The organism is Stenotrophomonas sp. 96582_Sma (assembly GCF_056480905.1).
On record NZ_CM151122.1, the window covers coordinates 3,391,414 to 3,414,757 of the forward strand.

General features: G+C 64.4%; 25 protein-coding genes, 3 tRNA genes and 1 pseudogene. 1 reads left to right on the forward strand and 28 read right to left on the reverse strand.

Annotation, left to right across the window (positions count from 1 at the left end; all coding sequences use genetic code 11):
• Positions 1-343 precede the first annotated feature (343 nt).
• From ACZK2R_RS15875 to ACZK2R_RS15970, 20 genes are all read right to left on the reverse strand, one after another.
• Positions 344-420, reverse strand: a tRNA-Met gene (locus ACZK2R_RS15875).
• A gap of 84 nt (positions 421-504) precedes the next feature.
• Positions 505-581: transfer RNA gene (locus ACZK2R_RS15880), tRNA-Met, on the reverse strand.
• 127 nt (positions 582-708) lie between these two features.
• On the reverse strand, positions 709-2,169 hold the full coding sequence (gene nuoN / locus ACZK2R_RS15885) for an NADH-quinone oxidoreductase subunit NuoN (RefSeq protein WP_032128648.1): 1,461 nt from the start codon (positions 2,167-2,169) through the stop codon (positions 709-711).
• Between the two features lie 15 nt (positions 2,170-2,184).
• A complete protein-coding gene (locus ACZK2R_RS15890) occupies positions 2,185-3,693 on the reverse strand; it encodes an NADH-quinone oxidoreductase subunit M (RefSeq protein WP_032128647.1) in 1,509 nt (502 codons plus the stop codon).
• A gap of 23 nt (positions 3,694-3,716) precedes the next feature.
• Complete coding sequence (nuoL, locus tag ACZK2R_RS15895) at positions 3,717-5,894, reverse strand: NADH-quinone oxidoreductase subunit L (RefSeq protein WP_121504565.1); 2,178 nt, start codon at positions 5,892-5,894, stop codon at positions 3,717-3,719.
• A 7-nt stretch (positions 5,895-5,901) separates the two neighbouring features.
• A complete protein-coding gene (gene nuoK / locus ACZK2R_RS15900) occupies positions 5,902-6,207 on the reverse strand; it encodes an NADH-quinone oxidoreductase subunit NuoK (protein ID WP_005417921.1) in 306 nt (101 codons plus the stop codon).
• A complete protein-coding gene (locus ACZK2R_RS15905) occupies positions 6,204-6,860 on the reverse strand; it encodes an NADH-quinone oxidoreductase subunit J (RefSeq protein WP_032128645.1) in 657 nt (218 codons plus the stop codon). The genes nuoK and ACZK2R_RS15905 overlap by 4 nt, the downstream gene beginning before the upstream one ends.
• A gap of 9 nt (positions 6,861-6,869) precedes the next feature.
• Positions 6,870-7,358 carry an NADH-quinone oxidoreductase subunit NuoI gene (gene nuoI / locus ACZK2R_RS15910; protein ID WP_006381128.1) on the reverse strand — a complete coding sequence of 163 codons (489 nt, stop codon included), beginning with the start codon at positions 7,356-7,358 and terminating at the stop codon, positions 6,870-6,872.
• A gap of 3 nt (positions 7,359-7,361) precedes the next feature.
• A complete protein-coding gene (gene nuoH / locus ACZK2R_RS15915; protein WP_006381129.1) occupies positions 7,362-8,456 on the reverse strand; it encodes an NADH-quinone oxidoreductase subunit NuoH in 1,095 nt (364 codons plus the stop codon).
• A complete protein-coding gene (gene nuoG, locus ACZK2R_RS15920) occupies positions 8,453-10,687 on the reverse strand; it encodes an NADH-quinone oxidoreductase subunit NuoG (RefSeq protein ID WP_006381130.1) in 2,235 nt (744 codons plus the stop codon). Before nuoG ends, nuoH begins: the two co-directional genes overlap by 4 nt.
• The gene (nuoF, locus tag ACZK2R_RS15925) at positions 10,684-12,024 is read right to left on the reverse strand and encodes an NADH-quinone oxidoreductase subunit NuoF (protein ID WP_006381131.1); all 1,341 of its coding nucleotides are present in this window, start codon (positions 12,022-12,024) and stop codon (positions 10,684-10,686) included. The genes nuoG and nuoF overlap by 4 nt, the downstream gene beginning before the upstream one ends.
• A gap of 4 nt (positions 12,025-12,028) precedes the next feature.
• A complete protein-coding gene (nuoE, locus tag ACZK2R_RS15930; protein WP_006381132.1) occupies positions 12,029-12,556 on the reverse strand; it encodes an NADH-quinone oxidoreductase subunit NuoE in 528 nt (175 codons plus the stop codon).
• Positions 12,557-12,653: 97 nt separating this feature from the next.
• Positions 12,654-13,961: an NADH-quinone oxidoreductase subunit D gene (locus ACZK2R_RS15935; protein WP_006458796.1), complete on the reverse strand. Its 1,308-nt coding sequence runs from the start codon at positions 13,959-13,961 to the stop codon at positions 12,654-12,656.
• Positions 13,958-14,707 (reverse strand): NADH-quinone oxidoreductase subunit C, encoded by a 750-nt coding sequence (locus ACZK2R_RS15940; RefSeq protein ID WP_125894344.1) that lies wholly within the window; start codon positions 14,705-14,707, stop codon positions 13,958-13,960. The genes ACZK2R_RS15935 and ACZK2R_RS15940 overlap by 4 nt, the downstream gene beginning before the upstream one ends.
• Positions 14,708-14,740: 33 nt before the next feature.
• Positions 14,741-15,295 (reverse strand): NuoB/complex I 20 kDa subunit family protein, encoded by a 555-nt coding sequence (locus ACZK2R_RS15945; RefSeq protein ID WP_005410463.1) that lies wholly within the window; start codon positions 15,293-15,295, stop codon positions 14,741-14,743.
• A complete protein-coding gene (locus ACZK2R_RS15950; protein WP_008265012.1) occupies positions 15,286-15,642 on the reverse strand; it encodes an NADH-quinone oxidoreductase subunit A in 357 nt (118 codons plus the stop codon). The genes ACZK2R_RS15945 and ACZK2R_RS15950 overlap by 10 nt, the downstream gene beginning before the upstream one ends.
• A 111-nt stretch (positions 15,643-15,753) precedes the next feature.
• Positions 15,754-15,838, reverse strand: a tRNA-Leu gene (locus ACZK2R_RS15955).
• Between the two features lie 51 nt (positions 15,839-15,889).
• Positions 15,890-16,327, reverse strand: coding sequence for a preprotein translocase subunit SecG (secG, locus tag ACZK2R_RS15960; protein ID WP_180836630.1), 438 nt, complete (start codon positions 16,325-16,327; stop codon positions 15,890-15,892).
• 31 nt (positions 16,328-16,358) lie between these two features.
• Entirely contained in the window at positions 16,359-17,114 is a 756-nt protein-coding gene (gene tpiA, locus ACZK2R_RS15965) for a triose-phosphate isomerase (protein ID WP_125894346.1), read from the reverse strand.
• 626 nt (positions 17,115-17,740) lie between these two features.
• Complete coding sequence (locus ACZK2R_RS15970) at positions 17,741-18,676, reverse strand: isopenicillin N synthase family dioxygenase (RefSeq protein WP_032128257.1); 936 nt, start codon at positions 18,674-18,676, stop codon at positions 17,741-17,743.
• Positions 18,677-18,871: 195 nt separating this feature from the next.
• On the opposite strand from ACZK2R_RS15970, the pseudogene ACZK2R_RS15975 reads away from it, so the two are divergent.
• Positions 18,872-19,483 (forward strand): annotated as a pseudogene (locus ACZK2R_RS15975) (DUF3413 domain-containing protein); the annotation flags it as partial.
• Between the two features lie 110 nt (positions 19,484-19,593).
• Here the strand turns inward: ACZK2R_RS15975 and ACZK2R_RS15980 are convergent.
• The 8 genes from ACZK2R_RS15980 to ACZK2R_RS16015 are packed head-to-tail and all read right to left on the reverse strand — an operon-like array spanning position 19,594 to position 23,344.
• Positions 19,594-19,917 (reverse strand): phage protein Gp27 family protein, encoded by a 324-nt coding sequence (locus ACZK2R_RS15980; protein ID WP_049440568.1) that lies wholly within the window; start codon positions 19,915-19,917, stop codon positions 19,594-19,596.
• 39 nt (positions 19,918-19,956) lie between these two features.
• Positions 19,957-20,307, reverse strand: a complete 351-nt coding sequence (locus ACZK2R_RS15985; protein ID WP_049440566.1) for a Mor transcription activator family protein — start codon at positions 20,305-20,307, stop codon at positions 19,957-19,959.
• Between the two features lie 5 nt (positions 20,308-20,312).
• Positions 20,313-20,777: a regulatory protein GemA gene (locus ACZK2R_RS15990; protein ID WP_049440564.1), complete on the reverse strand. Its 465-nt coding sequence runs from the start codon at positions 20,775-20,777 to the stop codon at positions 20,313-20,315.
• On the reverse strand, positions 20,774-21,250 hold the full coding sequence (locus ACZK2R_RS15995) for a hypothetical protein (protein ID WP_053092056.1): 477 nt from the start codon (positions 21,248-21,250) through the stop codon (positions 20,774-20,776). Before ACZK2R_RS15995 ends, ACZK2R_RS15990 begins: the two co-directional genes overlap by 4 nt.
• Entirely contained in the window at positions 21,243-21,611 is a 369-nt protein-coding gene (locus ACZK2R_RS16000) for a DUF2528 family protein (protein WP_049403075.1), read from the reverse strand. Before ACZK2R_RS16000 ends, ACZK2R_RS15995 begins: the two co-directional genes overlap by 8 nt.
• A gap of 8 nt (positions 21,612-21,619) precedes the next feature.
• Positions 21,620-22,525 (reverse strand): recombination-associated protein RdgC, encoded by a 906-nt coding sequence (locus tag ACZK2R_RS16005; protein ID WP_049440562.1) that lies wholly within the window; start codon positions 22,523-22,525, stop codon positions 21,620-21,622.
• On the reverse strand, positions 22,512-22,829 hold the full coding sequence (locus ACZK2R_RS16010) for a hypothetical protein (protein WP_065428103.1): 318 nt from the start codon (positions 22,827-22,829) through the stop codon (positions 22,512-22,514). The genes ACZK2R_RS16005 and ACZK2R_RS16010 overlap by 14 nt, the downstream gene beginning before the upstream one ends.
• The gene (locus ACZK2R_RS16015; protein ID WP_049440560.1) at positions 22,826-23,344 is read right to left on the reverse strand and encodes a hypothetical protein; all 519 of its coding nucleotides are present in this window, start codon (positions 23,342-23,344) and stop codon (positions 22,826-22,828) included. The genes ACZK2R_RS16010 and ACZK2R_RS16015 overlap by 4 nt, the downstream gene beginning before the upstream one ends.

The window sequence follows — 23,344 nt, forward strand, 5'->3', positions numbered from 1 at the left end:
CTCTTGGTTGGGTGCCGGCCTTGGCCGGCATGGAAACATGACGCCCCGGAAACGACAAAGGGCCCGCTGGGCCCCTTTTCCGGAAAGACTCCGGTGACTGGATTCCGGTTGCAACCTGCAGTGCCTGCCGGTTGCGGCCCTCCTTCCGGGTCCGGACTCCCGCTGGGAGGCCGCCTTCAGGGGTATTGCTAGGCCGCTGATGATAGCGACTGCACCGCGCTGGTGCAAGGCTTGGACCCGCCTGAAACCGGCCGCTTCGCTCGCCGGGCATGCCCCGGCGGATCAACCAGAGCCGCAAAGAAAAACGCCCTCGAAGCAGGACTTCGAAGGCGATCTCTTTACTTGGTAGCGGGGGCAGGATTTGAACCTGCGACCTTCGGGTTATGAGCCCGACGAGCTGCCAGACTGCTCCACCCCGCATCAGGAGCGGAATTATGAGGCATAACTTCAAAACCTGCAAGCTTTTCCTCATTCATCGAACTGGTTGGCGCCGATTCGATGTGTTGGTAGCGGGGGCAGGATTTGAACCTGCGACCTTCGGGTTATGAGCCCGACGAGCTGCCAGACTGCTCCACCCCGCACCGGAAGTGTTTGAACTGCTGCCCTGCTCTTTCGAGGAGGGCTACCGCAACGATGTTCTGGCTGAACCGCTGCAGTGACAACTCAGGCTGCGCATATTACACGAATCGCGCAGCTTTGTGTCAACTTTTATGCAAGATGCGCAAATGCCTGCTGGCACCAGACCATGATCGGGTTCCATGCCAGGCCCAGCGCCAGCAGCGCCAGCGCGTTCACGCCCAGGACCAGGCCCAGCACGCGGTCGTTGCTGCGCGGCATGGCCTCGCCCACCGGCTCATCGAAGTACATGACCTTGATGACGCGCAGGTAGTAGAAGCAGCCGACCACGGCACACAGCACGCCGAGAATGGCCAGCCACAGCAGGCCACCGTTGACGGCCGCGCCCAGCACCGCCAGCTTGGTCCAGAAGCCCAGGAACGGCGGAATGCCAGCCAGCGACGCCATGATGCACAGCACCAGGCCGGCCATCCACGGGTTGCGGGCATTGAGGCCCTTGAAGTCTTCGATGTTCTCGGCTTCGAAGCCGGCACGCGACAGCGCGATGATCGCGCCGAAGGCGGCGGTCGACATGATGGCGTAGGCCAGTGCGTAGAACAGTGCGGCGGCATAGCCCTGCGAGCCGCCACCGGCAATGCCCATCAGCAGGAAGCCGATGTGCGAGACGGTGGAAAACGCCAGCATGCGCTTGAGGTTGCTCTGCGCGATGGCCATCAGGTTGCCGATGACCAGCGAGACCGCCGCCAGGCCGGCGATCAGCAGCTGCAGTTCGGTCGACAGCGGGCCCACGCCCATTTCCAGCAGGCGGTAGGCCATGCCGAAGGCGGCCAGCTTCGGCGCCGAGCTGATGAACAGTGCGATCGGTGCCGGGGCACCCTGGTACACGTCCGGCAGCCACATGTGGAACGGCGCGGCACCCAGCTTGAAGGCGACGCCGGCGATCATGAAGACCGCACCGGTGATCAGCAGCACGCGCTCTTCCGAGTGCGGGATGGCCTCGCGGATGACGTCCAGGTGGAGGCTGCCGGTGGCGCCGTAGATCAGCGACATGCCGTACAGCAGCAGGCCAGAAGCCAGCGAACCCAGCACGATGTACTTCATCGCCGCTTCCGAGGCCAGGCCGTTCTCACGGTTGCTGGCAACCAGCGCGTAGGAGCACAGCGCCAGCAGTTCCAGGCCCAGGTAGACCATCAGCAGGCTGCCGGCCGAGACCAGGATCATCATGCCGGCGGTGCCGAACAGGATCAGCACCGGGATCTCGCCCTGGAACAGGTTGCGGTCGCGCAGGTAGCGCCAGCCGTAGACCAGGGTCAGGCCGCTGAGCAGCACGATCCCGGTCTTCATCACGTCCGCGGCGGTATCACGCACGAACATGCCATGGAAGACCTCCCCCTGCCCGCCCACGCCGGTGGCCAGCATGAACAGCACCACGGCCAGCGCAGCGAGCGAGAACAGGTGGGTGACGATCTTGTTCCGGTTGCTGACGAACAGGTCGAGAATCATCAGGGCGAAGGCGCTGCCGATCAGCACCAGCTCGGGAGCGAGCGGTGGCAGGTCAGCGGCGGTCAATGGCAGCAGCGGCGAGGTGGTCATCATCAAATCCTGGAATTACAGCAGCTTGCTGGATGCGATCTGCATCGCCAGCTTCGCGATCGAGGGCTCCATCAGGTCGGTCAGCGGCTTGGGGTAGATGCCCAGGGCCAGCACGCCGATGGCGAACACGCCCAGCACCAGCCACTCGCGGCCGTTGATGTCCTTCAGTTCGGCAACATGGCTGTTGGCCACTTCACCGAAGAAGATGCGCTTGTACAGCCACAGGGTGTAGGCGGCGCCGATGATCAGGGTGGTGGCCGCGCCCAGCGCGATCCACGGATTACGCTGGAAGGCCGCGAGGATGACCATGAATTCGCCGACGAAACCGCTGGTGCCCGGCAGGCCTGCATTGGCCATGAAGAACAGCATGGCGAAGGTCGCAAACCAGGGCATCACGTTGACCACGCCGCCGTAATCGGCGATGCGGCGGCTGTGCATGCGGTCGTACAGCACGCCGACGCTGGAGAACATCGCACCGGACACGAAGCCGTGCGAGATCATCTGCACCATGGCGCCCTGCAGGCCCAGGCGGGCGGCATCGGCGTTGCCGGCTTCACGCACCAGCCACAGGGCAATGAATGTGCCCAGGGTGACGAAGCCCATGTGCGCGATCGACGAATAGGCGATCAGCTTCTTCATGTCGTCCTGCACCAGGGCGACGAGGCCGACGTAGATCACCGCGATCAGCGACAGCGCGATCACCAGCCACGCCCATTCCTGCGACGCGTCCGGGACGATCGGCAGGTTGAAGCGCAGGAAGCCGTAGCCACCGATCTTCAGGGCGATGGCGGCCAGGATCACCGAACCGGCGGTCGGCGCTTCCACGTGGGCATCCGGCAGCCAGGTGTGGACCGGGAACATCGGCACCTTGACCGCGAAGGCGATCAGGAAGGCGAAGAAGATCCAGGTCTGTTCCTTGGCCGACAGCGGCAGCGCGTACAGGTCGGCCAGCTGGAAGCTGCCGCCCTTCATGTACAGGTAGATCAGCGCCACCAGCATCAGCACCGAGCCGAGGAAGGTGTACAGGAAGAACTTCAGCGCGGCGTAGATGCGACGCGGGCCACCCCAGACACCGATGATCAGGAACATCGGGATCAGCATCGCCTCGAAGAACACGTAGAACAGCATCGCGTCCGTGGCCGAGAAGATACCGACCGTGACGCCTTCCAGGATCAGGAAGGCGGCCACGTACTGGTTGACGCGCTTGTCGATGGCGCTCCAGGCGCCGATCAGGGCAAGCACGCTGACCAGGGTGGTCAGCAGGATCAGCGCCACGGCGATGCCGTCCACGCCCAGGTTGTAGCCGATCTTGTACGCCGGGATCCAGGCATGGGTCTCGACGAACTGCAGACCGTCGATGCCCGCGTTGTAGCCGCTCAGCAGCGAGAGGCTCGCCACGAACGTCAGCACCGCTACGCCCAGCGACGCCCAGCGGGCGGTCTGCGCATCACGGATCGCAAGGATCAGGGCGCCACCGATGATCGGCAGCCAGATGAGGACACTGAGTAGAGGCCAGTTCGACACGTCTTCTTATTCCGTACAGGTCATCAACGCAGGTAATGCATCAGCACGCCCAGAAGGGCAATCAGGCCGATGATCATCGCGAAGGCGTAGTGATAGAGGAAACCGGATTGGGTACGACGCAGCACGCCGGCTGCGACGTCCACAACACGTGCCGAAAGATTGACCACGCCGTCGACGATGTTGCTGTCGATCCAGCGTGCGACCTTGCCCAGCTTGACGCTGCCACCGGCAAAGCCATCGATCCACAGCTTGTCGAAGCCGTACTTGTTTTCCAGCACCGACACCAGCGGAGCGAAGGTCTTGCGCGCCTTGCCCGACAGGTCCGGCTTCCACAGGTAGAACAGCGCAGCCAGCAGGAAGCCCGCCAGGGTCAGCCAGAACGGCGGCAGCATCATGCCGTGCAGCGCGAACGCCACCGGCCCGTGGAACTCTTCGCCCAGGAAGGCAACGGTGTTCTTGGCCGGATCGTAGAAATCGACGATGCCGGTGAAGAACGTGTTGACCTGGCCCTTGATTGCGTCGTGTGCATGGTGGCCGGCCCAGTCGGTGCCGTGCAGCATCGGACCGATGCTGAAGAAACCGATGGCGATCGACGGGATGGCCAGCAGGATCAGCGGCAGGGTCACCACCCACGGGGTTTCGTGCGGCTCATGCGGACCGTGGCCATGGCCGTGGTCGTCATGGTGCGCGTCCCCATGATGGGCATCAGCAGGGTGCGCATCTGCGGCGTGGTGATCGTCATGGGCATGGCCGTGATCATCATGCACGTCGCGGAAGCGCTCCTTGCCGTGGAAGGTCAGGAACAGCAGGCGGAAGCTGTAGAAGCTGGTCACCAGCACGCCACCCAGCACTGCCCAGTAGCCATAGGTGGCCACCCAGCTGTTCTGCATGTGGGCGTGGATCTCGGCCGCCTCGATGATGGTGTCCTTCGAGTAGAAGCCGGAGAAGAACGGCGTACCGACCAGGGCCAGGGTACCGATCCACATGGTGACGAAGGTGATCGGCATGTACTTGCGCAGGCCGCCCATCTTGCGCATGTCCTGCTCGTGGTGCATCGCGATGATGACCGAGCCGGCACCCAGGAACAGCAGCGCCTTGAAGAAGGCGTGGGTCATCAGGTGGAACACGGCGGCCGAGTACGCCGACACGCCCAGTGCAACCGTCATGTAGCCCAGCTGCGACAGCGTGGAGTACGCGACGACGCGCTTGATGTCGTTCTGCACGATGCCGATCAGGCCGGTGAAGAACGCGGTGGTGGCACCGATGAACAGGATGAAGTTCAGCGCGGTCTGCGACAGCTCGAACAGCGGCGACATGCGGGTGACCATGAAGATACCGGCGGTCACCATCGTCGCGGCGTGGATCAGTGCCGAGATCGGGGTCGGGCCTTCCATCGAGTCCGGCAGCCACACGTGCAGCGGGACCTGGGCCGACTTGCCCATGGCACCGATGAACAGGCAGATGCAGATGACGGTGGCGATCGACCAGATCACCGGCTCGTTCAGCAGCTGCATGCCGAACATGGTGCCGTCCCAGATCTGCAGCTGGGCGCGCGGGTCAGCCAGCATGCCGGCCTGCGAGAACACCTGCGAGTAGTCCAGTGTGCCGAACACCCACAGCACGCCGGCGATACCGAGCAGGAAGCCGAAGTCACCAACGCGATTGACCAGGAACGCCTTCATGTTGGCGAAGATCGCAGTCGGGCGCTTGAACCAGAAGCCGATCAGCAGGTACGACACCAGGCCCACCGCTTCCCAGCCGAAGAACAGCTGCAGGAAGTTGTTGCTCATCACCAGGGTGAGCATCGAGAAGGTGAACAGCGAGATGTAGCTGAAGAACCGCTGGTAGCCCGGATCGTCCTGCATGTAGCCGATCGTGTAGATGTGGACCAGCAGCGACACGAAGGTCACCACCACCATCATCATCGCGGTCAGCTTGTCGACCATGAAACCGACGTGGGCCGAGTACTGGCCGACTTCGAAGAACGTGTAGATGTTCTGGTTGAACGGCTGCGCGCCGCCCCACAGCAACTGGTAGAGCGTGTACATCGACAGGCCGCAGGCAACCGCGACGCCGAGGATGGTGATGGTCTGCGCGCCGAAGCGCTTGACCTGGCGACCGAACAGGCCGGCGATGATGCTGCCGAACAGCGGTGCAAGCACCACTGCGATCAACAGACTCTTGGAGAGAGTGATTTCCATCTGTGGATCAGCCCTTCAACGAATCGACTTCGCCGACATTGATCGTGCGGCGGGTACGGAACAGGGTCACCAGGATCGCCAGGCCGATGGCGGCTTCCGCGGCGGCGACGGTCAGGATGAAGAACACGAACAGCTGGCCGGACGGATCGCCCAGCTGACGCGAGAAGCCGACGAAGTTGATGTTCACCGACAGCAGCATCAATTCGATCGACATCAGCAGGACGATGACGTTCTTCCGGTTGAGGAAGATGCCGGCCAGGCTGATGGCAAACAGCACCGCGCCCAGCGCAAGGATGTGGCCAAGGGTAATCACGGCTGGGTCTCCTCGCCGGCGGCCGGCTTGCTGTTGCTGTGCACGACCGGCGCTTCGGCGCCCATCTTGACCATGCGCAGGCGCTGGCCGGCCTTGACCATGGTCTGCTCACCCGGGTTCTGGCTCTTCACGCCGGTACGGCGGCGCAAGGTCAGCATCACGGCGGCAACCACGGCCACGGTCAGGATGACGGCGGCGAACTCGAACGGCAGCAGGTACTCAGTGAACAGCGTACGCGCCAGCCAGGTGACGTTGGAGCTGTCGGCAGCGACCGCGGCGGCGTTGTCGGCCGGGAACGGGTTGACCGCCCTGCCCTTCACGCCGATCAGGATCAGCATCTGCACCAGCATCGCCACGGCAACAATGAGACCGACCGGCAGGTAGCGGACCCAGCCCTCACGCAGCTTGGTGGGGTCGATGTCGAGCATCATCACCACGAACAGGAACAGCACCATCACCGCGCCGACGTAGACCAGCACCAGCGCCACGCCGAGGAACTCGGCGCCGACCAGCAGCCACACGCAGGCAATGGAGAAGAAGGTCAGCACCAGGCAGAGCACGGCGTGAACCGGGTTGCGCACGCTGATCACCGCACCGGCCGAAACCGTTGCCGCGATGGCGAACACCCAGAAAGCGATATTTACCCAATCCATCTCTCGACCTCAGCGGTAAGCGGCATCGGCGGCGCGACGCTCGGCGATCTCGGACTCGAGACGGTCGCCCAGGGCCAGCAGCTGCGGCTTGGTAACGATGTTTTCGCCACGATTCTCGAAGTGATACTCGAGGATGTGGGTTTCGACGATCGAGTCCACCGGGCAGCTTTCTTCGCAGAAGCCGCAGAAGATGCACTTGAACAGATCGATGTCATAGCGCGTGGTACGGCGGGTGCCGTCTTCGCGCTTGGCCGAGTCGATGGTGATGGCCAATGCAGGGCACACCGCTTCGCACAGCTTGCAGGCGATGCAGCGCTCTTCACCGTTGGGGTAACGGCGCAGGGCGTGCAGTCCACGGAAGCGCGGCGACTGCGGGAACTTCTCCATCGGGTACATCATCGTGTACTTGGGCTTGAAGCTGTACTTCAGCGTCAGCCAAAGGCCGCCCAGCAGTTCGAGCAGCAGCAGGCTCTTGAAGTAATGGGTAATCCTGTTCATCACTTAGACGCCCTTTTGAATCACGCCGAAGAACACCATGACGGCGGTAACCGCGATCCACAGAATGGCCAGCGGGATGAAGACCTTCCAGCCCAGGCGCATGATCTGGTCATAGCGGAAGCGCGGGAAGCTGGCACGGAACCAGATGTAGGCACTGGCGAAGAAGAACACCTTGACGAACAGCCACGGTGCACCGCCCTTCCAGATCCAGTCGACCAGCGGCGAGACGTCGCCGAAGTTGACCCAGCCCTGGATGGGGCTCAGCCAGCCGCCGAGGAAGAAGATCGAGATCAGGAAGCTGATCAGGATCATGTTGGCGTATTCGGCCAGGAAGAACAGCGCGAACGCACCGCCCGAGTACTCGACCATGTGGCCAGCGACGATTTCCGATTCACCTTCCACCACGTCGAACGGCGCGCGGTTGGTTTCGGCAACGCCCGACACCCAGTAGATGACGAACAGCGGGAACAGCGGCAGCAGGAACCAGTCGAAGAAACCGGAATTGCCGGCCTGCGCCATCACGATGTTGCTCAGGTTCAGGCTGCCCGACGCGATCATCACGCCGACCAGGGCGAAGCCCATGGCGATTTCGTAGCTGATCATCTGCGCCGAGGCGCGCATCGCACCCAGGAACGCATACTTCGAGTTGGATGCCCAACCGGCCAGGATGATGCCGTAGATGCCCAGCGAGGTCATCGCCAGCAGGTACAGCAGGCCGGCGTTGGCGTTGGACAGCACGATCTGCGAATCGAAGGGGACCACCGACCAGGCCGCGAAGGCCGGGGCCAGGGTGATCAGCGGGGCCAGCAGGTAGATCGCCTTGTTGGCGCTGCTCGGCTGGACCACTTCCTTGAACAGCAGCTTGAAGACGTCGGCGAAGGCCTGGAAGATGCCCATGCCCACGTACATCGGGCCATGGCGGACGTGCATCCAGCCGATCAGCTTGCGTTCCCAGACCACGTAGAAGGCCACCGAGATGATCACCGGAACGGTGATCACCAGGATCTTCAGGATGATCCAGATCAGCGCGCCGATGTCACCAAGGCCAAGCAGCCACTGGTGCAGCGGATCGACCGCGTTCAACAGCAATTCGTTCATGCAGCCACCACCGTTACGCGAGCGGCACCCAGCGGCGCGGTCGCGCCGTGGCCCGATTCAATCCAGACCGAACCCGCAGCGACGCGGGCGTCGATCACCACCGGCAGGGTGGCCTTGCCGGCATCGGTGCCGACCTTGGCCATCTGCCCTTCCTGCAGCTGCAGGCGAGCGGCATCTTCAGCGTTCAGCACGATGCGCGGGGCGTTGTTGAGCGGATGCGACTGCAGCGCCGGGGCGCGACGGACCACCGCATCGGTGCGGTAGATCGCGGCGGTCGAAGCCACTTCCAGGCCTTCGCCGGCAACCACCGGCTGTGCCGAGGCGGCAACGGCGACCGACACCGGGGCCAGGCTGGCGCGCAGGCCGGCCAGGTCGGTGAAGTCGAAACCGGCTACCGCCAGCTCACCGCCCAGGGCGCGCAGCACGCGCCAGCCCTCACGGGCCTCGCCCGGCAGCTTGCCGCCGGCACGCGCCGACTGCTCGCGACCATCGAGGTTGGTCAGGGTGGCGTCGATTTCCGGCAGCGCACCGATCGGCAGGATCACGTCGGCAACGTCGCGGGTGGAGACGCAGGCGAACTGGCTGAAGGCCACCACCTTGGCGCCGACCAGCGCCTTGCGCGCGGCGGGGGCGTCGGCGAAGTCCAGACCCGGCTCCAGGCCGTAGACCACGTACGCCTGGCGCGGCTGCGCCAGCATCGCGGCGACGTCCTTGCCGGCCGGCAGCACGCCTGCGCGGGTCAGGCCAACGGCGTTGGCACCCTGCGGGATGCGGCACAGCTTGGCACCGGTCGCAGCAGCGAAGTCACGCGCGGCGGCGCGGATCGCGGCAGCCTGCGGATGGTTTTCGGCGATGCCACCGACGATCAGCACGGTGTTGTTGCCGCCCTGCACCGCCGAACGCAGCTCGGCGTTGGCCAGCGCGTCGACGAACTTCGACGGCGCGACGATCTGCTTGCCGGCGATGCTGAAGGCGAAGTCGAAGTCCACCGGGTTGACGACGTGGATCTTCGCGCCGTTGGTGGTCTGCGCCTTGCGCAGGCGGGCGTGCAGCAGCGGCAGTTCGTGGCGGATGTTGCTGCCCAGAACGACGATGCGGTCGGCGCCTTCGATCTCGGCGAGCGGCAGGCCGAACACTTCGGCGGTTGCGGCGTCGGAGAAATCGCGGTTGTTGATGCGGTGGTCGATGTTGCTCGAGCCCAGGCCCTTGGCCAGGCGGGCCAGCAGCGCACCTTCCTCGTTCGAGGTGGACGGGTGCACCAGCACGCCCAGGTTGTCGCCCTGGTTGGCCTTGAGGATCTCGGCGGCCGCGGCCAGGCCTTCGGCCCAGCTCACTTCCTTCCACTCGCCATTGACCTTGCGCAGCGGCTTGACCGCACGGTCTTCGCTGTACAGGCCCTGGTGCGAGTAACGGTCACGATCGGACAGCCAGCACTCGTTCACCGCTTCGTTGTCGCGCGGCACGGTGCGCAGTACTTCGCCGCGACGCACGTGCAGGAACAGGTTCGAACCCATCGCGTCGTGGTAACCCAGCGATTCGCGCGCGGTCAGTTCCCACGGGCGGGCGCGGAACTGGAACACCTTGTTGGTCAGCGCGCCGACCGGGCAGACGTCGACGACGTTGCCGGACAGCTCGGTGGTCAGCGGCTTGCCGTCGAAGGTACCGATCTGCAGGTTCTCACCGCGGTACATGCCACCCAGTTCATAGGTACCGGCAACGTCGGCGGTGAAGCGGACGCAGCGGGTGCACTGGATGCAGCGGGTCATCTCGGTGGCGACCAGCGGGCCCATGTCCTCGTCCGGCACCACGCGCTTGCGCTCGTTGAAGCGGCTGACCGAACGGCCATAGCCCAGCGACACGTCCTGCAGCTCGCACTCGCCGCCCTGATCGCAGATCGGGCAGTCCAGCGGGTGGTTGATGAGCAGGAACTCCATCACCGAGCGCTGGAACTTCAGTGCCTTCTCGCTGCGGGTGGCGACCTTCATGCCATCCATCACCGGGGTGGCACAGGCCGGCGCCGGCTTCGGCGACTTTTCCACGTCCACCAGGCACATGCGGCAGTTGGCGGCGATCGGCAGCTTCTCGTGGTAGCAGAAGCGCGGAATCGAAATGCCGGCCTTGTCGGCCGCCTGGATGATCATCGAACCCTTGGGCACGACCAGCGACTTGCCATCGATTTCGATGGTCACGTGATCCGGTGGCACGTTCGGGTTTACGGGTTGCGCGCTCATGCGGCGGCTGCCTCCACCTTCTTGCCGTCAACCATCGAATGACCGTTGACGATGTAGTACTCGAATTCGTCCCAGAACTGGCGCAGGAAGCCCTGGATGGGCCATGCAGCCGCTTCACCGAACGCACAGATGGTGTGGCCTTCGATCTGGCCGGCCACCGCCTTCAGCTGGTGCAGGTCTTCCATCGTGGCCTTGCCGGCGACGATGCGCTCCAGCACGCGGTGCATCCAGCCGGTGCCTTCACGGCACGGGGTGCACTGGCCGCACGATTCCTTGTGGAAGAACTGGCTGATGCGGCAGGCGAACTTGACGCAGCAGACGCTGTCGTCGAGCACCACGATCGCACCCGAACCCAGGCCGGAGCCCAGCGCACGGATGGTGTCGTAGTCCATCGGCAGATCCTGCAGCTCGGCCGCGGTCAGTACCGGCATCGACACGCCGCCCGGGATCGCGCCCTTGAGGGTGCGGCCCGGACGCAGGCCACCGGCCATTTCCAGCAGGTCGTGGAACTTGGTGCCCAGCGGCACTTCGAAGTTGCCGCCGTTCTGCACGCAGCCGGACACCGAGAAGCACTTCGGACCGCCGTTGGCGGTCAGGCTCAGGCCCTTGAACCACTCCGGACCGTTGCGGATGATCGCCGGCACCGAACCATAGGTTTCGGTGTTGTTGATCGTCGACGGCTTGCCGTACAGGCCGAAGTTGGCCGGGAACGGCGGCTTGTAGCGCGGCTGGCCCTTCTTGCCTTCCAGCGATTCCATCAGCGCGGTTTCTTCGCCGCAGATGTACGCGCCGGCGCCCAGCGCACCGTAGATGTCGATGTCCACGCCCGAGCCCATCACGTTCTTGCCCAGCCAGCCATTTGCATAGGCGTCGGCCAGGGCCTGTTCGAAGTGCTCGAACGGCTCGTGGTGGAACTCACCGCGCAGGTAGTTGTAACCCACGGTCGAACCGGTGGCGTAGCAGGCGATCGCCATGCCTTCCACCACCGAATGCGGGTTGTAGCGCAGGATGTCGCGATCCTTGCAGGTGCCCGGCTCGGATTCGTCCGAGTTGCAGAGGATGTACTTCTGCATGTTGCCCTTGGGCATGAAGGACCACTTCAGGCCGGTCGGGAAGCCTGCGCCACCGCGGCCACGCAGGCCCGAGGCCTTGACCATCTCGATGACCTGCTCCGGCGGGATCTTCTCTTCGAGGATCTTGCGCAGGGCGGCGTAGCCACCGGTCTTCAGGTAGCTTTCGTACGACCACGGGGTGTCGTAATGCAGGGTGGTGTAGACCACCTGGTGCGGCAGCGGCGCGGGGCCGACCGGACCCTTGGATTCGTGGTGATGTGCCATGCCCTTACTCCAGCCCGTCCAGCAGCTCGTCGACCTTTTCCAGGGTCAGACGCTCATGGTAGTGACCGTTGATGACCATCATCGGCGCGCCGCCACAACCGGCCAGGCACTCTTCCTCGCGCTTGAGGTAGACGCGGCCGTCCGGGGTCGATTCACCGTGCTTGATGCCCAGCTTCTTCTCGCAATGGCGGACGATGTCCTCGGCGCCATTGAGCCAGCAGCTGATGTTGGTGCAGATGGCCACGTTGTTGCGGCCCACCTTCTCGGTCTCGAACATCGAGTAGAAGCTGGCGACCTCGTAGGCCCACACCGGCGGCAGGTCCAGGTACTTGGCCACGCCGGCGATCAGTTCGTCGGTCAGCCAGCCCTCGTTCTGCTCCTGGGCCGCATGCAGGCCCTGCAGCACGGCAGAGCGCTTGCGGTCCGGCGGGAACTTGGACAGCCAGTGATCGATGTGAGCGCGGGTCTTGTCGCTCAGCACCACCATCGGGTCGACGTCGCGCGCCGCCTCGAAATTACCTGTCGCCTTCATCGGCCGACCTCAGCGAAATGCATAACGTGAAATTCCAGAAACTGCGGCGCCGGCTTGCGCCGGCTGCCTGCAGCGGGCGTTGGCGTGGCGGACGGCATTACCGGTCAACCTCGCCGAACACCAGGTCGTAGGTACCGATCATCGCCACCACGTCGGCCAGCATGTGGCCGCGCACGATCGAATCGATCGAGGACAGGTGGGCGAAGCCCGGTGCACGCAGGTGCACGCGGAACGGCTTGTTGGCGCCATCGGAGACCAGGTAGCAGCCGAACTCGCCCTTGGGCGCTTCCACTGCCGCGTAGGTTTCCCCGGCCGGCACGCAATAGCCTTCGCTGAACAGCTTGAAGTGGTGGATCAGCGCTTCCATGTCGTCCTTCATGTCCTCGCGCTTGGGCGGAGCGACCTTGAAGTTCTTGACCATGACCGGGCCGGGGTTGGCCTTCAGCCACGCCACGCACTGCTTGATGATGCGGTTGGACTCGCGCATTTCGGCAACGCGGACCAGGTAGCGGTCGTAGCAGTCGCCTTCCTTGCCCAGCGGGATGTCGAAATCGACGGCATCGTACTTGGCATACGGACGCTTCTTGCGAAGGTCCCAGGCAATGCCCGAGCCACGCAGCATCACGCCGGTCATGCCCCACTGGTGGGCCAGTTCCGGAGTGACCACGCCGATGCCGACGGTACGCTGCTTCCAGATACGGTTGTCGGTCAGCAGGGTTTCGTATTCGTCGATGCGCTTGGGGAACTCGACGGTGAAGTTCTCCAGGAAGTCCAGCAGCGAGCCTTCGCGCGAAGCATTGAGCTGCTTCAGCGCCTTGCCCTTGTGCCAGCGCGATTCCTTGTACTTCGGCATGTGGTCCGGCAGGTCGCGGTAGACACCGCCCGGACGGTAGTACGCCGCGTGCATGCGCGCGCCGGAGACCGCTTCATAGCAGTCCATCAGCTCTTCGCGCTCGCGGAAGGCATACAGCATCACCGCCATCGCACCCAGGTCGAGCGCGTTGGAGCCCAGCCACATCAGGTGGTTGAGGATGCGGGTGATTTCGTCGTACATGGTGCGGATGTACTGCGCACGCTCCGGCGCTTCGATGCCCATCAGGGTCTCGATCGCGCGCACGTAGGCGTGCTCGTTGCACATCATCGACACGTAATCCAGGCGATCCATGTAGCCGATCGACTGGTTGAACGGCTTGGACTCGGCCAGCTTTTCGGTACCACGGTGCAGCAGACCCACGTGCGGGTCGGCGCGCATGATGGTTTCGCCGTCCATTTCCAGGATCAGGCGCAGCACACCGTGCGCGGCCGGATGCTGCGGGCCGAAGTTCATGGTGTAGTTGCGGATTTCCTGCCGGCTTTCGGCGGCGTTGCTGGCGAATGCTTCGCCGGCCTGGTGTACGTGGCTCACTTCACTGCCTCCTGCGCGCGCTCACCTTCTGCGGTCTGCAGACGGGCGTCGTCGCGGATCACGCGCGGCACGCCGACACGCGGCTCCACCGAGGTGACCGGTTCGTAGATCACGCGCTTCTTTTCTTCGTCGTAGCGGACTTCGACATTGCCGATCAGCGGGAAGTCCTTGCGGAACGGATGGCCGACGAAACCGTAGTCGGTCAGGATCCGGCGCAGGTCCGGGTGGCCTTCGAAGATCACGCCGTACAGGTCGAACGCTTCGCGCTCGAACCAGTTCAGGCCCGGCCAGATGCCGGTCAGCGAGGACACCACCGGCAGCGCTTCGTCAGGGGCGAAGCAGCGCAGGTGCATCATCAGGTTGTGCTGGTACGAACGCAGCTGGGCGACCACGGCGAAGCGCTGGGTCGGCATGTGCTGCGGGCGGGCACCGTCGGCACCGTTTTCCTCGGAGGGGAACTCGCCCCACGCGAAACGGCCCTGGGCCTTGCCTTCGACGCCACGACTGAAGCCCTGCGAGGACACGTCGGCGGTGTCCCATTCGTCGGAGCCATAACCGAGGTAGTCGACGCCGCAGAGATCTACGGCCTGCTCGAAACCAAACTCGTCACGCAGCGCCAGGGCGGTGGCGTGCCACTCGGCGGCAGGCACTTCCAGCGTCACTTCGCCGCGGGGTTCGACCACGATGACCTTCGCACCTGCGAAACGTGCGGAGAGTCGGTCGATGAAGGATGCTTGCTCTGCCATGGGGGCTTGGCGCGCTCTTGTCAGGTGAAGGGGTCAGCGGGCGATGGTCTGTGTACGCCAGATCTTCTTCTGCAGCTGCAGGATCCCGTACACCAGCGCCTCGGCGGTCGGCGGGCAGCCCGGGACGTAGACGTCCACCGGCACCACGCGATCACAGCCGCGCACCACAGAATAGGAGTAGTGGTAATAGCCGCCACCATTGGCGCAGCTACCCATCGAGATGACCCACTTCGGGTCCGGCATCTGGTCGTAGACCTTGCGCAGCGCCGGGGCCATCTTGTTGACCAGGGTACCGGCCACGATCATCACGTCGGACTGACGCGGCGACGGGCGGAACACCACGCCGTAGCGGTCAAGGTCCAGACGCGCGGCGCCGGCATGCATCATCTCGACCGCGCAGCAGGCCAGACCGAAGGTCATCGGCCACATCGAGCCGGTGCGCGCCCAGTTCAGCAGTGCATCGACGCTGGTGGTGACGAAGCCCTTTTCCAGCAGCGGGTTGTCGCCTTCCGGCCGCAGGATGTCATCAACCCGGCCTTCCGGCGTGGGGTTGTTCATGAGGCCATCGAGAGTCTGAATCACTCCCATTCCAGCGCTCCCTTCTTCCAGACGTAAATGAAACCGAGGAACAGCATGCCGACGAACAGGCCCATGGTGATGAGCGAACGGGCACCCAGCTCCATGAAGACCTGGGTCCACGGCACGATGAAGATGATTTCCAGGTCGAAGACGATGAACTGGATCGCGATCAGGTAATAGCGCACGTCGAACTTCATGCGCGCGTCTTCGAAGGCCTCGAAGCCGCACTCGTACGGCGACAGCTTTTCCAGATCGGGGCGGCGGGGACCGAGGAATCGACCAACCAGCATCAGCGTAATGCCGATACCGGTGGCAACGATCAGAAACAGCAGAGACGGCAAATATTCGGCCAGCACAGCGATTCTCTCTTGCCTCTGCCGCCGCGCCTGCAGGCGCTTTGGCATGGGGGAGTGGACGGGAATCTGCCTGGCGCCTTGCGCGCCAGACGAACCCGCTTTACTTACAAATGGTGCCCAAGAGGGGACTCGAACCCCTACGACTTGCGTCGCTACCACCTCAAGGTAGTGCGTCTACCAATTCCGCCACCTGGGCAAACGATCACATCAGACTATCTTCCCGATGCGCCGCGTATTGTAACCGGCTTCAGTCTTTCTGGGAGCCTTCCGAAGGCTTTTCTTCACCAGAAACCGAAGATTCCGCCTGAGCCGGCACATTCGCGGCCGGAACCGGGGCGACCGGGACCGCATCGGCCTTCGGAACGGCCGGCAATTCGCCCGCCGGAGCCGCCGGAGCGACTGCCGCCGGTGCGGACATCAGGCCCAGATCCTGGTCGGCCGCCGGGCGGCTGCCATGACCGGCATACCAGGCCATGAAGAGGCTGATGCCGAAGAACACGACAGCCAGCCACTTGGTCGACTTGGACAGGAAGTTCGAGGCGCCGCGCGCACCGAACACCGTACCCGAGGCACCGGCACCAAAGCCCGAACCCGCCGCCGCACCCGAGCCACGCTGCATCAGGATCAGCGCGATCATGGCCACAGCGACCAGCACGTAGACGACATTGAGGATCAACATCAGCATTGGAAACCGCCCTCGGACAAAACTTCTAGGATTAGTTCGCGGCCGCCGCCCGTGCGATGGCCAGGAAGTCCGCGGCCACCAGGGAGGCGCCGCCGACCAGCCCACCATCGACATCCGGCTGCGCGAACAGTTCCCCGGCATTGTCGGGCTTCACGCTACCGCCGTAAACAATGGGCAGTGAATCAGCGATTCTAGCATCGATACGCGCGACTTCGCCACGGATGAACGCGTGCACCTGTTGCGCCTGCTCCTTGGTAGCGGTACGGCCGGTACCGATGGCCCAGACCGGCTCGTAGGCGACCACGGCCTTGGCGAAACCGGCCGCGCCGACCAGCTCCAGCACCGGCGCCAGCTGGCCGGCGATGACCGCTTCGGTCTGCCCGGCCTCGCGCTGCTCCAAGGTCTCGCCCACGCACAGCACCGGCACCAGGCCGGCGTGCTGGGCGGCGGCGAACTTGCGTGCGACCAGCTCGCTGCTTTCGTGGTGGTACTGGCGGCGCTCGGAATGGCCGACCAAGCCATAGCGGGCGCCGACCTCGACCAGCATGGCGGCGCAGACCTCGCCGGTGTAGGCGCCCTTCTCGTTGCTGCTCACGTCCTGCGCGCCAAAGGCCAGGCCGGTATCACCAAAGTCCTCGACCAGCTCCCCGAGGTAGGGCAGCGGCGGCAGGATCACCACGTCCACCCCCTCCAGCGGCAGCCCGGCGGCGACCTGCCCCAGCAGTTCATTGGCGAATTGACGGCTGCCATGCAGCTTCCAGTTTCCGGCGACGATCTTGCGGCGCATGAGCGGGTGGCTCCTGTGTGAAGTCAGCCGGTCATGATACCCGTTACGGCAAAAATCCGTTTCCGTGTAAGCGGTTACATGGATTTTCAGCCAACGGCGCAGCCCCTCGTGGCGGGCCGGCTGGGTTGGGTGGGTCGCGGTGAGCCCGGTTGGATTTGGGGCTTGGCCGCGGCATCCATGCCGCGGACACCCCCGCCATCCCCACCCGCCCGGCCTCTGACACATTGCGGCGGTTCCGCCCGCCACGGAAAGAAAAAAGAAGATCAAGAGCAAAAGCGGCATTCCAGGTACCCCTGCCCCGCTTCGATCCAACAGATCTCATCCACGCATGGCGTGGATCTACCGTGTCGACCAAGGTCGACACCTACCGGGAATCGCGATTTACCCACCGTCACCGGGAAACTGTCGGGGGTGGGGCGGTGTGGGTTGGCAGGACCGTTGGCGCCATGGATGGCGCCATCGAGCCCCCAGGGACGGGTTTACGGCGTGTCCTGCCAATCCACACCGCCCCGCCCAACCAGCAGAAACCCAGAGCCGCATTGGCTTTGGCTTTGGCTTTGGCCTCTGCGGGTGCAGGGCGCAGCCCTGCAAAGAAAAAGGCCGCCTTTCGGCGGCCTCACTTCTCATTACTTCAGCTTGATCTCGCGCAGGCGTTCCTCGAGGAAGCCGTGGGCGGTGATCGCCTCCGGGTACCGGCTCGGGTTCTCCGGGGTGATGCAGGACGGCAGCACGTCGATCAGATAGTCCGGGTTCGGATGCAGGAAGAACGGCACCGAGTAGCGCGGCTGGCGCGCCAGCTCACCCGGGGGGTTGACCACGCGGTGGATGGTCGACGGGTACACGTGGTTGGTCAGGCGCTGCAGCATGTCGCCGATGTTGACCACGATGGTGTCCGCGTCCGAGGTGAACGGCACCCACTCGCCCTCGTGCGACTGCACTTCCAGGCCCGCGGCGCTGGCGCCGACCAGCAGGGTGATGAAGTTGATGTCGCCATGCGCGCCGGCGCGCACGTTCGGGATGTCGTCGGTGGTGATCGGCGGGTAGTGGATCGGGCGCAGGATCGAGTTGCCGAAGTTGGTCTTGTCGGCGAAGAAGTCTTCCGGCAGGCCGATGTGCAGGGCCAGCGCCGACAGTACGCGCGAACCCAGGTTGTCCAGCGCCTGGTACAGGCCGTAACCGCGCTCGCGGAAGCCCTCGACCTCGGTCGGCCACAGGTTCGGCGCCATCACATCACGGTACTTGGAGTCGTCGGCGATCTCGCGACCGATGTGCCAGAACTCCTTCAGGTCGAAATGCTTGGAGCCCTTGGCGGTCTCCACGCCGAACGGGGTGTAGCCGCGGGCGCCGCCACTGCCGGCCACGTGGTACTTGCGCTTGACCTCCTCCGGCAGGGCGAAGAAGGCCTTGAAGGCATCGTAGGCCGCGTCGATGTCGGCCTGCGGGATGCCGTGGTTGCGGATGCCCGCGAATCCCCATTGGCGGTAGGCCGCGCCCAGCTCGGCCACGAAGGCCTCGCGGTCGCTGTCGAAACGGGTGATGTCGAGGGTGGGGATCTGGCTCACAGCGGTTCCTGGCTTGTCGTTGGGTCTGGAAGGGCCAGCGCATTCATGGCCCACCTGAACATTGTGACAGATCGCCCGGGGGACGCCACTCGATACGAAGAAACAAACCGATACAATGCGCAACCCGCGCGCGGATTAACGATTCCGTCACAACCGGGACTCCCGCCCCTGCTCCATCTGCCGCCTCCGTCCTTCATGCGCCCTGCTGCTCCTTCTGCCAACACCTCCCTGCCCTCCGGCCCGGCACGTCACTGGCGCCGATTGGCCTGGTGGTCGCTGTTCGTGGCCGGCAACGCGCTGCTGGCGATGGCGATCACGCTCGGCAACGTACCGCTGGCCGACAACCCCGGTGGCGCAATCGGCCTGGTTTACCTGTCCGTCGCTCTGCCGGGACATCTGCTCGCCTTCGGTGCCCTCGCAGGCCTGCTGCCGCTGCTGCTGGGCCTGTGGCCGCGCAGCGCGCGCACGCTGAGCATCAGCGCCGTGCTGCTGCAGGGCCTGTGGCTGTGCCTGCTGCTGGTTGATGCGAAGGTTTTCACTCTGTATCGGTTCCACCTCAATGCCATGGTGGTGAACATGGTGTTCGGCGGCGCGCTGCAGGACCAGGTCGCGTTGTCCTGGAAAACCTGGCTGCAGGCCGGACTGCTGGTCGCCGCCATCTTCGCCGCCGAAGGCCTGCTGGCCTGGGCATGCTGGAAGCTGTTGCCCGCCCTGCCCCGCCGCCGCCGGGTCCTGCAGGCCTGGGCGGTGGTCGCTCTGCTGATGGGGGGGGGGCAGGTCGCCACCGCCTACTACGATGCCCGCGGCTGTTCAGGGGTGAGATATATCAGGGGTGTTGGCGAGATATATGCCGGACAACCCCGGACAACGCGGGATTACCGCTCACCTTCATTCAACACTCATTGCGCGTGGCGCAATCACTCGCCGGCCTGTTCCAGGTTAGCGAGTTGCGTGAGGATCTGATGCTCTCGAACTCTAAGCTGCCCCAATTCGATCAGTAGCCCGATCTTGCTGCTGCTCAAGGCCCCAGACTTCCGACGACGCTGCATCATCGTGGCGATGATATCTCCATCTTCAGCGTCCAAAGTGCGGAGTTGCTGTGAGTAGTCGTTGACCGTCGTCTTGCTGATGGAAAAGCCGAGCTCAGCCAGCCATTGGGAGATTTCGACAGACTGCGAATACCCGTTGTTCCGCAGTCTCTCCTGTACCTCGGCCAGGACTGCAGGTGGCAGCGTGGTCATTTTGGGCGGTCTGGGCATGGCTTCTCTCGAAAGTTGCAGTCAGGGCGATGAGCGAAACAGATCCAGTTGATCAAGCCCGCCGGCACGATCCTGAGCCCGACGGATCAGCCGGCGAATGCTTCTTTCGTGCATCCCGGTCTCGTGGGCCAGTTTAGCGGTCGAAGCGCCGGCCAGGTAGGCGCGCAAGATCTCGATCTCCCGCTGCGTAGCTTTGAAGTGCGCATCCTTCGGGTACGTGATGGTCTGCCCGCCCCAGTGTTCAGCCAGGCTATCGGCCACCGCTGCTCCCACCAGGTCAGCAACCTCGGCTGGAAGCGCATGCTCACGACTCAGCAGACCTGCCACCACTTCGGCAATCTCGCTGAGAAGCTCATGACGGCGGGCCTCCATCGACCTCATGCCGAAGGGGCCTCCCGCCGGGCGCGGCGATTGGCATCGATCTGAAGAGCGGCAATCACTTTGGACAACTGATCCGGGTTGCACCATTCCAGGCGTCCTACCTTGAACATGTGGCGGGCCACCGAATGGGCATATTCCCACTCACGCCCCGAATCAGCCAGCAGGGCTTCGATCTTGGACAGCTGAGGGGACAGGTCGCCCTTGGGGCGGCCTGCCCAACGTTTGGCTGCGTACGCCGCCTTGGCGGGAATTCCACCCAGGCGACGCAGCTCGTTGGCGATCGCATCGAGCTGCCGGCGATCGCATTTGCCGGCGCTTCGCTGGGAGGCCCCGTGCTCCTTGGAGACGCGCTCAACCAAGTCACGGTAGACGTCCTCGGAGAGACCGAGCTTCTTGGCGCCGGCGTGGATCGCGGCCAGCACCCGGTTACGGCCGTCGCCGGCCTTGCGAATGCGCGTCATGCCTTGCTCCTTGCGCCCTGAGCGGCCCGGAGGGCGGTCTGCCATGCCGGCACTTCCTGACCGGCATGATCCAAGAGCCGCCGCAGTCCTTCGCGCGCACCAGGCACGATACGGCCGCCGTCCTTCAGGACGGCGGCCACCTGGGACTTCTTCGTCAGCGGATTGCGGCGGATCAGCGGCCCCTCGCTCGCGGCCAGCTCTGGCGGGAGCCAGAAAAGCGGGACGGTGTAGGTTGCCCGCATGGCCGGCCAGTGGCCGCGCTGGCTCTCACTGCCCATCTCCATGAGGTCCGCCGGCACTGCCCGCCGCAGTTTGCGGTCGGCGAAGAACGCTGGCGTCGAACCAGGCGGCATCAGGTAGCCAAGAACCGCATCCACCGCCGCTCGAACGGCTGAGCGTGACGGGCCGTTGGCCACGGCGCGAGGCGCGGCCTTGTAGGCCCGCCATGCCGCGTCGTACACGGTCTCATCCATGAGACACCTCCACTTCCTCGACCTGCATGAGGCAGGAATCGAGATCGGGCCGGTCGTCCCAATCGACCAAGCGGATGCCGTGGGGCGACGGCCAGCCCTCCAGCTGATCGAACTCACGCTGCATACCCTCGGTCGAGTAGCTGGAGTTCACGTCCAGCACCCACCCCATGAACTCGGCACCCGCCATCTTGATGACGGCCAGTACCGCGTCGCCGTCGGCTTCTCCAAGGCGCTCATCGGCACCGGTCCAGAACTTGTTGATTTCCGTCGCCAGCTTCGGCGTCAAGATGCTGTGGTCGATCTCAAGCTGTACCTGGCCTTCGCCCCAGTCACGTTCAATCTTGTAGCGCTTGATGGTCATGCCGGGCCTCACGGGTTCGTTGAAAGGTGGAAGGCCTGTTCCAGCAGCACGAACAGGTAGCGAATCTCACCGCTCTGGAGGGCGAAGCGGGCATCGAACTCGGCGCGATGGCTATCGGCGTCGGCTTGCTCCAACTGCGAGAGCGCACCGTCCAGGAACTTCAGCTTTCGCACCACCAGGTCATCGCCCAGCTCGAAGGACAGCGCGTCCTCCAGCACCAGGGCCAACTTGGTGACCTGCTTGCCGGCATCCAGGTGCTTGTCGATCTCGTCGCTGCGCAGTTCCTGGTCGCTGCAGCGCACCTTGGCGCCACCCTCGACCGGATCGCGCAGCTCGGCGGACTCTCCAAGGGATAGCCCGTCCGGCAGCGGCTCGCCAGCGATCCAGCCGGTCAGGATCGAGCGCGGCGCGACCTGGGCATTCAGCGGGATTGCCGGGAAGCTGCCCAGCAGGCCACGGATATCGGACACGAAGGCCTCGCCCACCTTGCGGCTGGAGGTATCCACGGCCACATAGCCGTGGGTGAGGTCCAGGATCGCGTCGTGGCGAGTGTTCTTGACGAAGGCCTTGGGCAGCAGCTCGTGCAGGATGTCGTCCTTCATGCGCTTGCGCTCGCGGCCACCGGGTCGGCGCCCCTGTTCCTGCTCCATGACCTGAAGACGGCTCTCCAGCGCACGGTTGACCACCGCTCCGGGCAGAATCTTGTCCTCGCCACCCACCGTCAGCCAGAGGAAGTTGCCCTGCCGGCACGACAGGTGCTCCTGCTCCTCGCGACCGAAGGGGGAAATGAAGCCGCGCGAGTTCATTTCCAGCGGACCGACCGGCTTCAGAACGCCATACGGCAGCACGGATTCGACTTCGGAGAAGTCGGTGCTGGTCGGAAAGCGGAACAGCACCAGGTTACGCATGAACATGGCGGTTCTCCTTTGAGTCGGTGTTGCGGTTGCTGGCGCGCAGTGCGCCCCAGCGCAGCCGACGCGGATGCTGGGAACACCACGCAAGCCAAGCCCCAAGCGCGTCACCCTTTGCCCGCTGCGTCTGCGCCTCTGGCACACCCGGTACAAGCAGCATCCCCTGCATCATTCCCTTTCCGTGCCTGGCTGCGACGCTGATCACCTTGCGCAGCTGCGCGCTGCTCCCTTCGGCAATGAAGATTGCGCCGTCCGGCACGTTTGTTCCGAAGCCGATCTGGCCATTGGCCCAGCAGTACGCGATCACAATTGCACCTCGCAGATGGATTTCTGAACCTCGTGGATCAGATCCAAACGTTGGTTGGCGGCAGCCAGCGCGGCGGCCATCGCGCCCACCGCCTGCTGAGCGCAGGGGCCGCACATGGGCGACTCGGGCGCACCGGTGGGCATGTCGCAGTTGACGCAGGCATGACGCGGCCCGGTGGTGGCCACCTCGGGGTCGGTGCGATCTTCGAAGTGCAGCAGCGCCGGCTGGGAGATGTGGCGCTTCAGGCGCCAGGGCAACGCGTCTCCGCGCGCCTCGATGTACCGCACTGCCTGACGGACGGCATAGCGAGCAGCGGTCGCGTCTTCGCCTTGGACGTTGCCGCAGGTGGCGTCGAAAAAGCGCAACCCGTCCAGCTCGACGGCCAGAGCGTGGATCTCGACGTCGGCCCGCGCCGCTCGGTCGGCGATCTCCACCGCCAGGGCCAAGGTGCTGGCATTGAGTGCACCGCGAACACCGTCGAAGCGGAAGGTGCAGGTGTCTCGGATCTTCGGCAT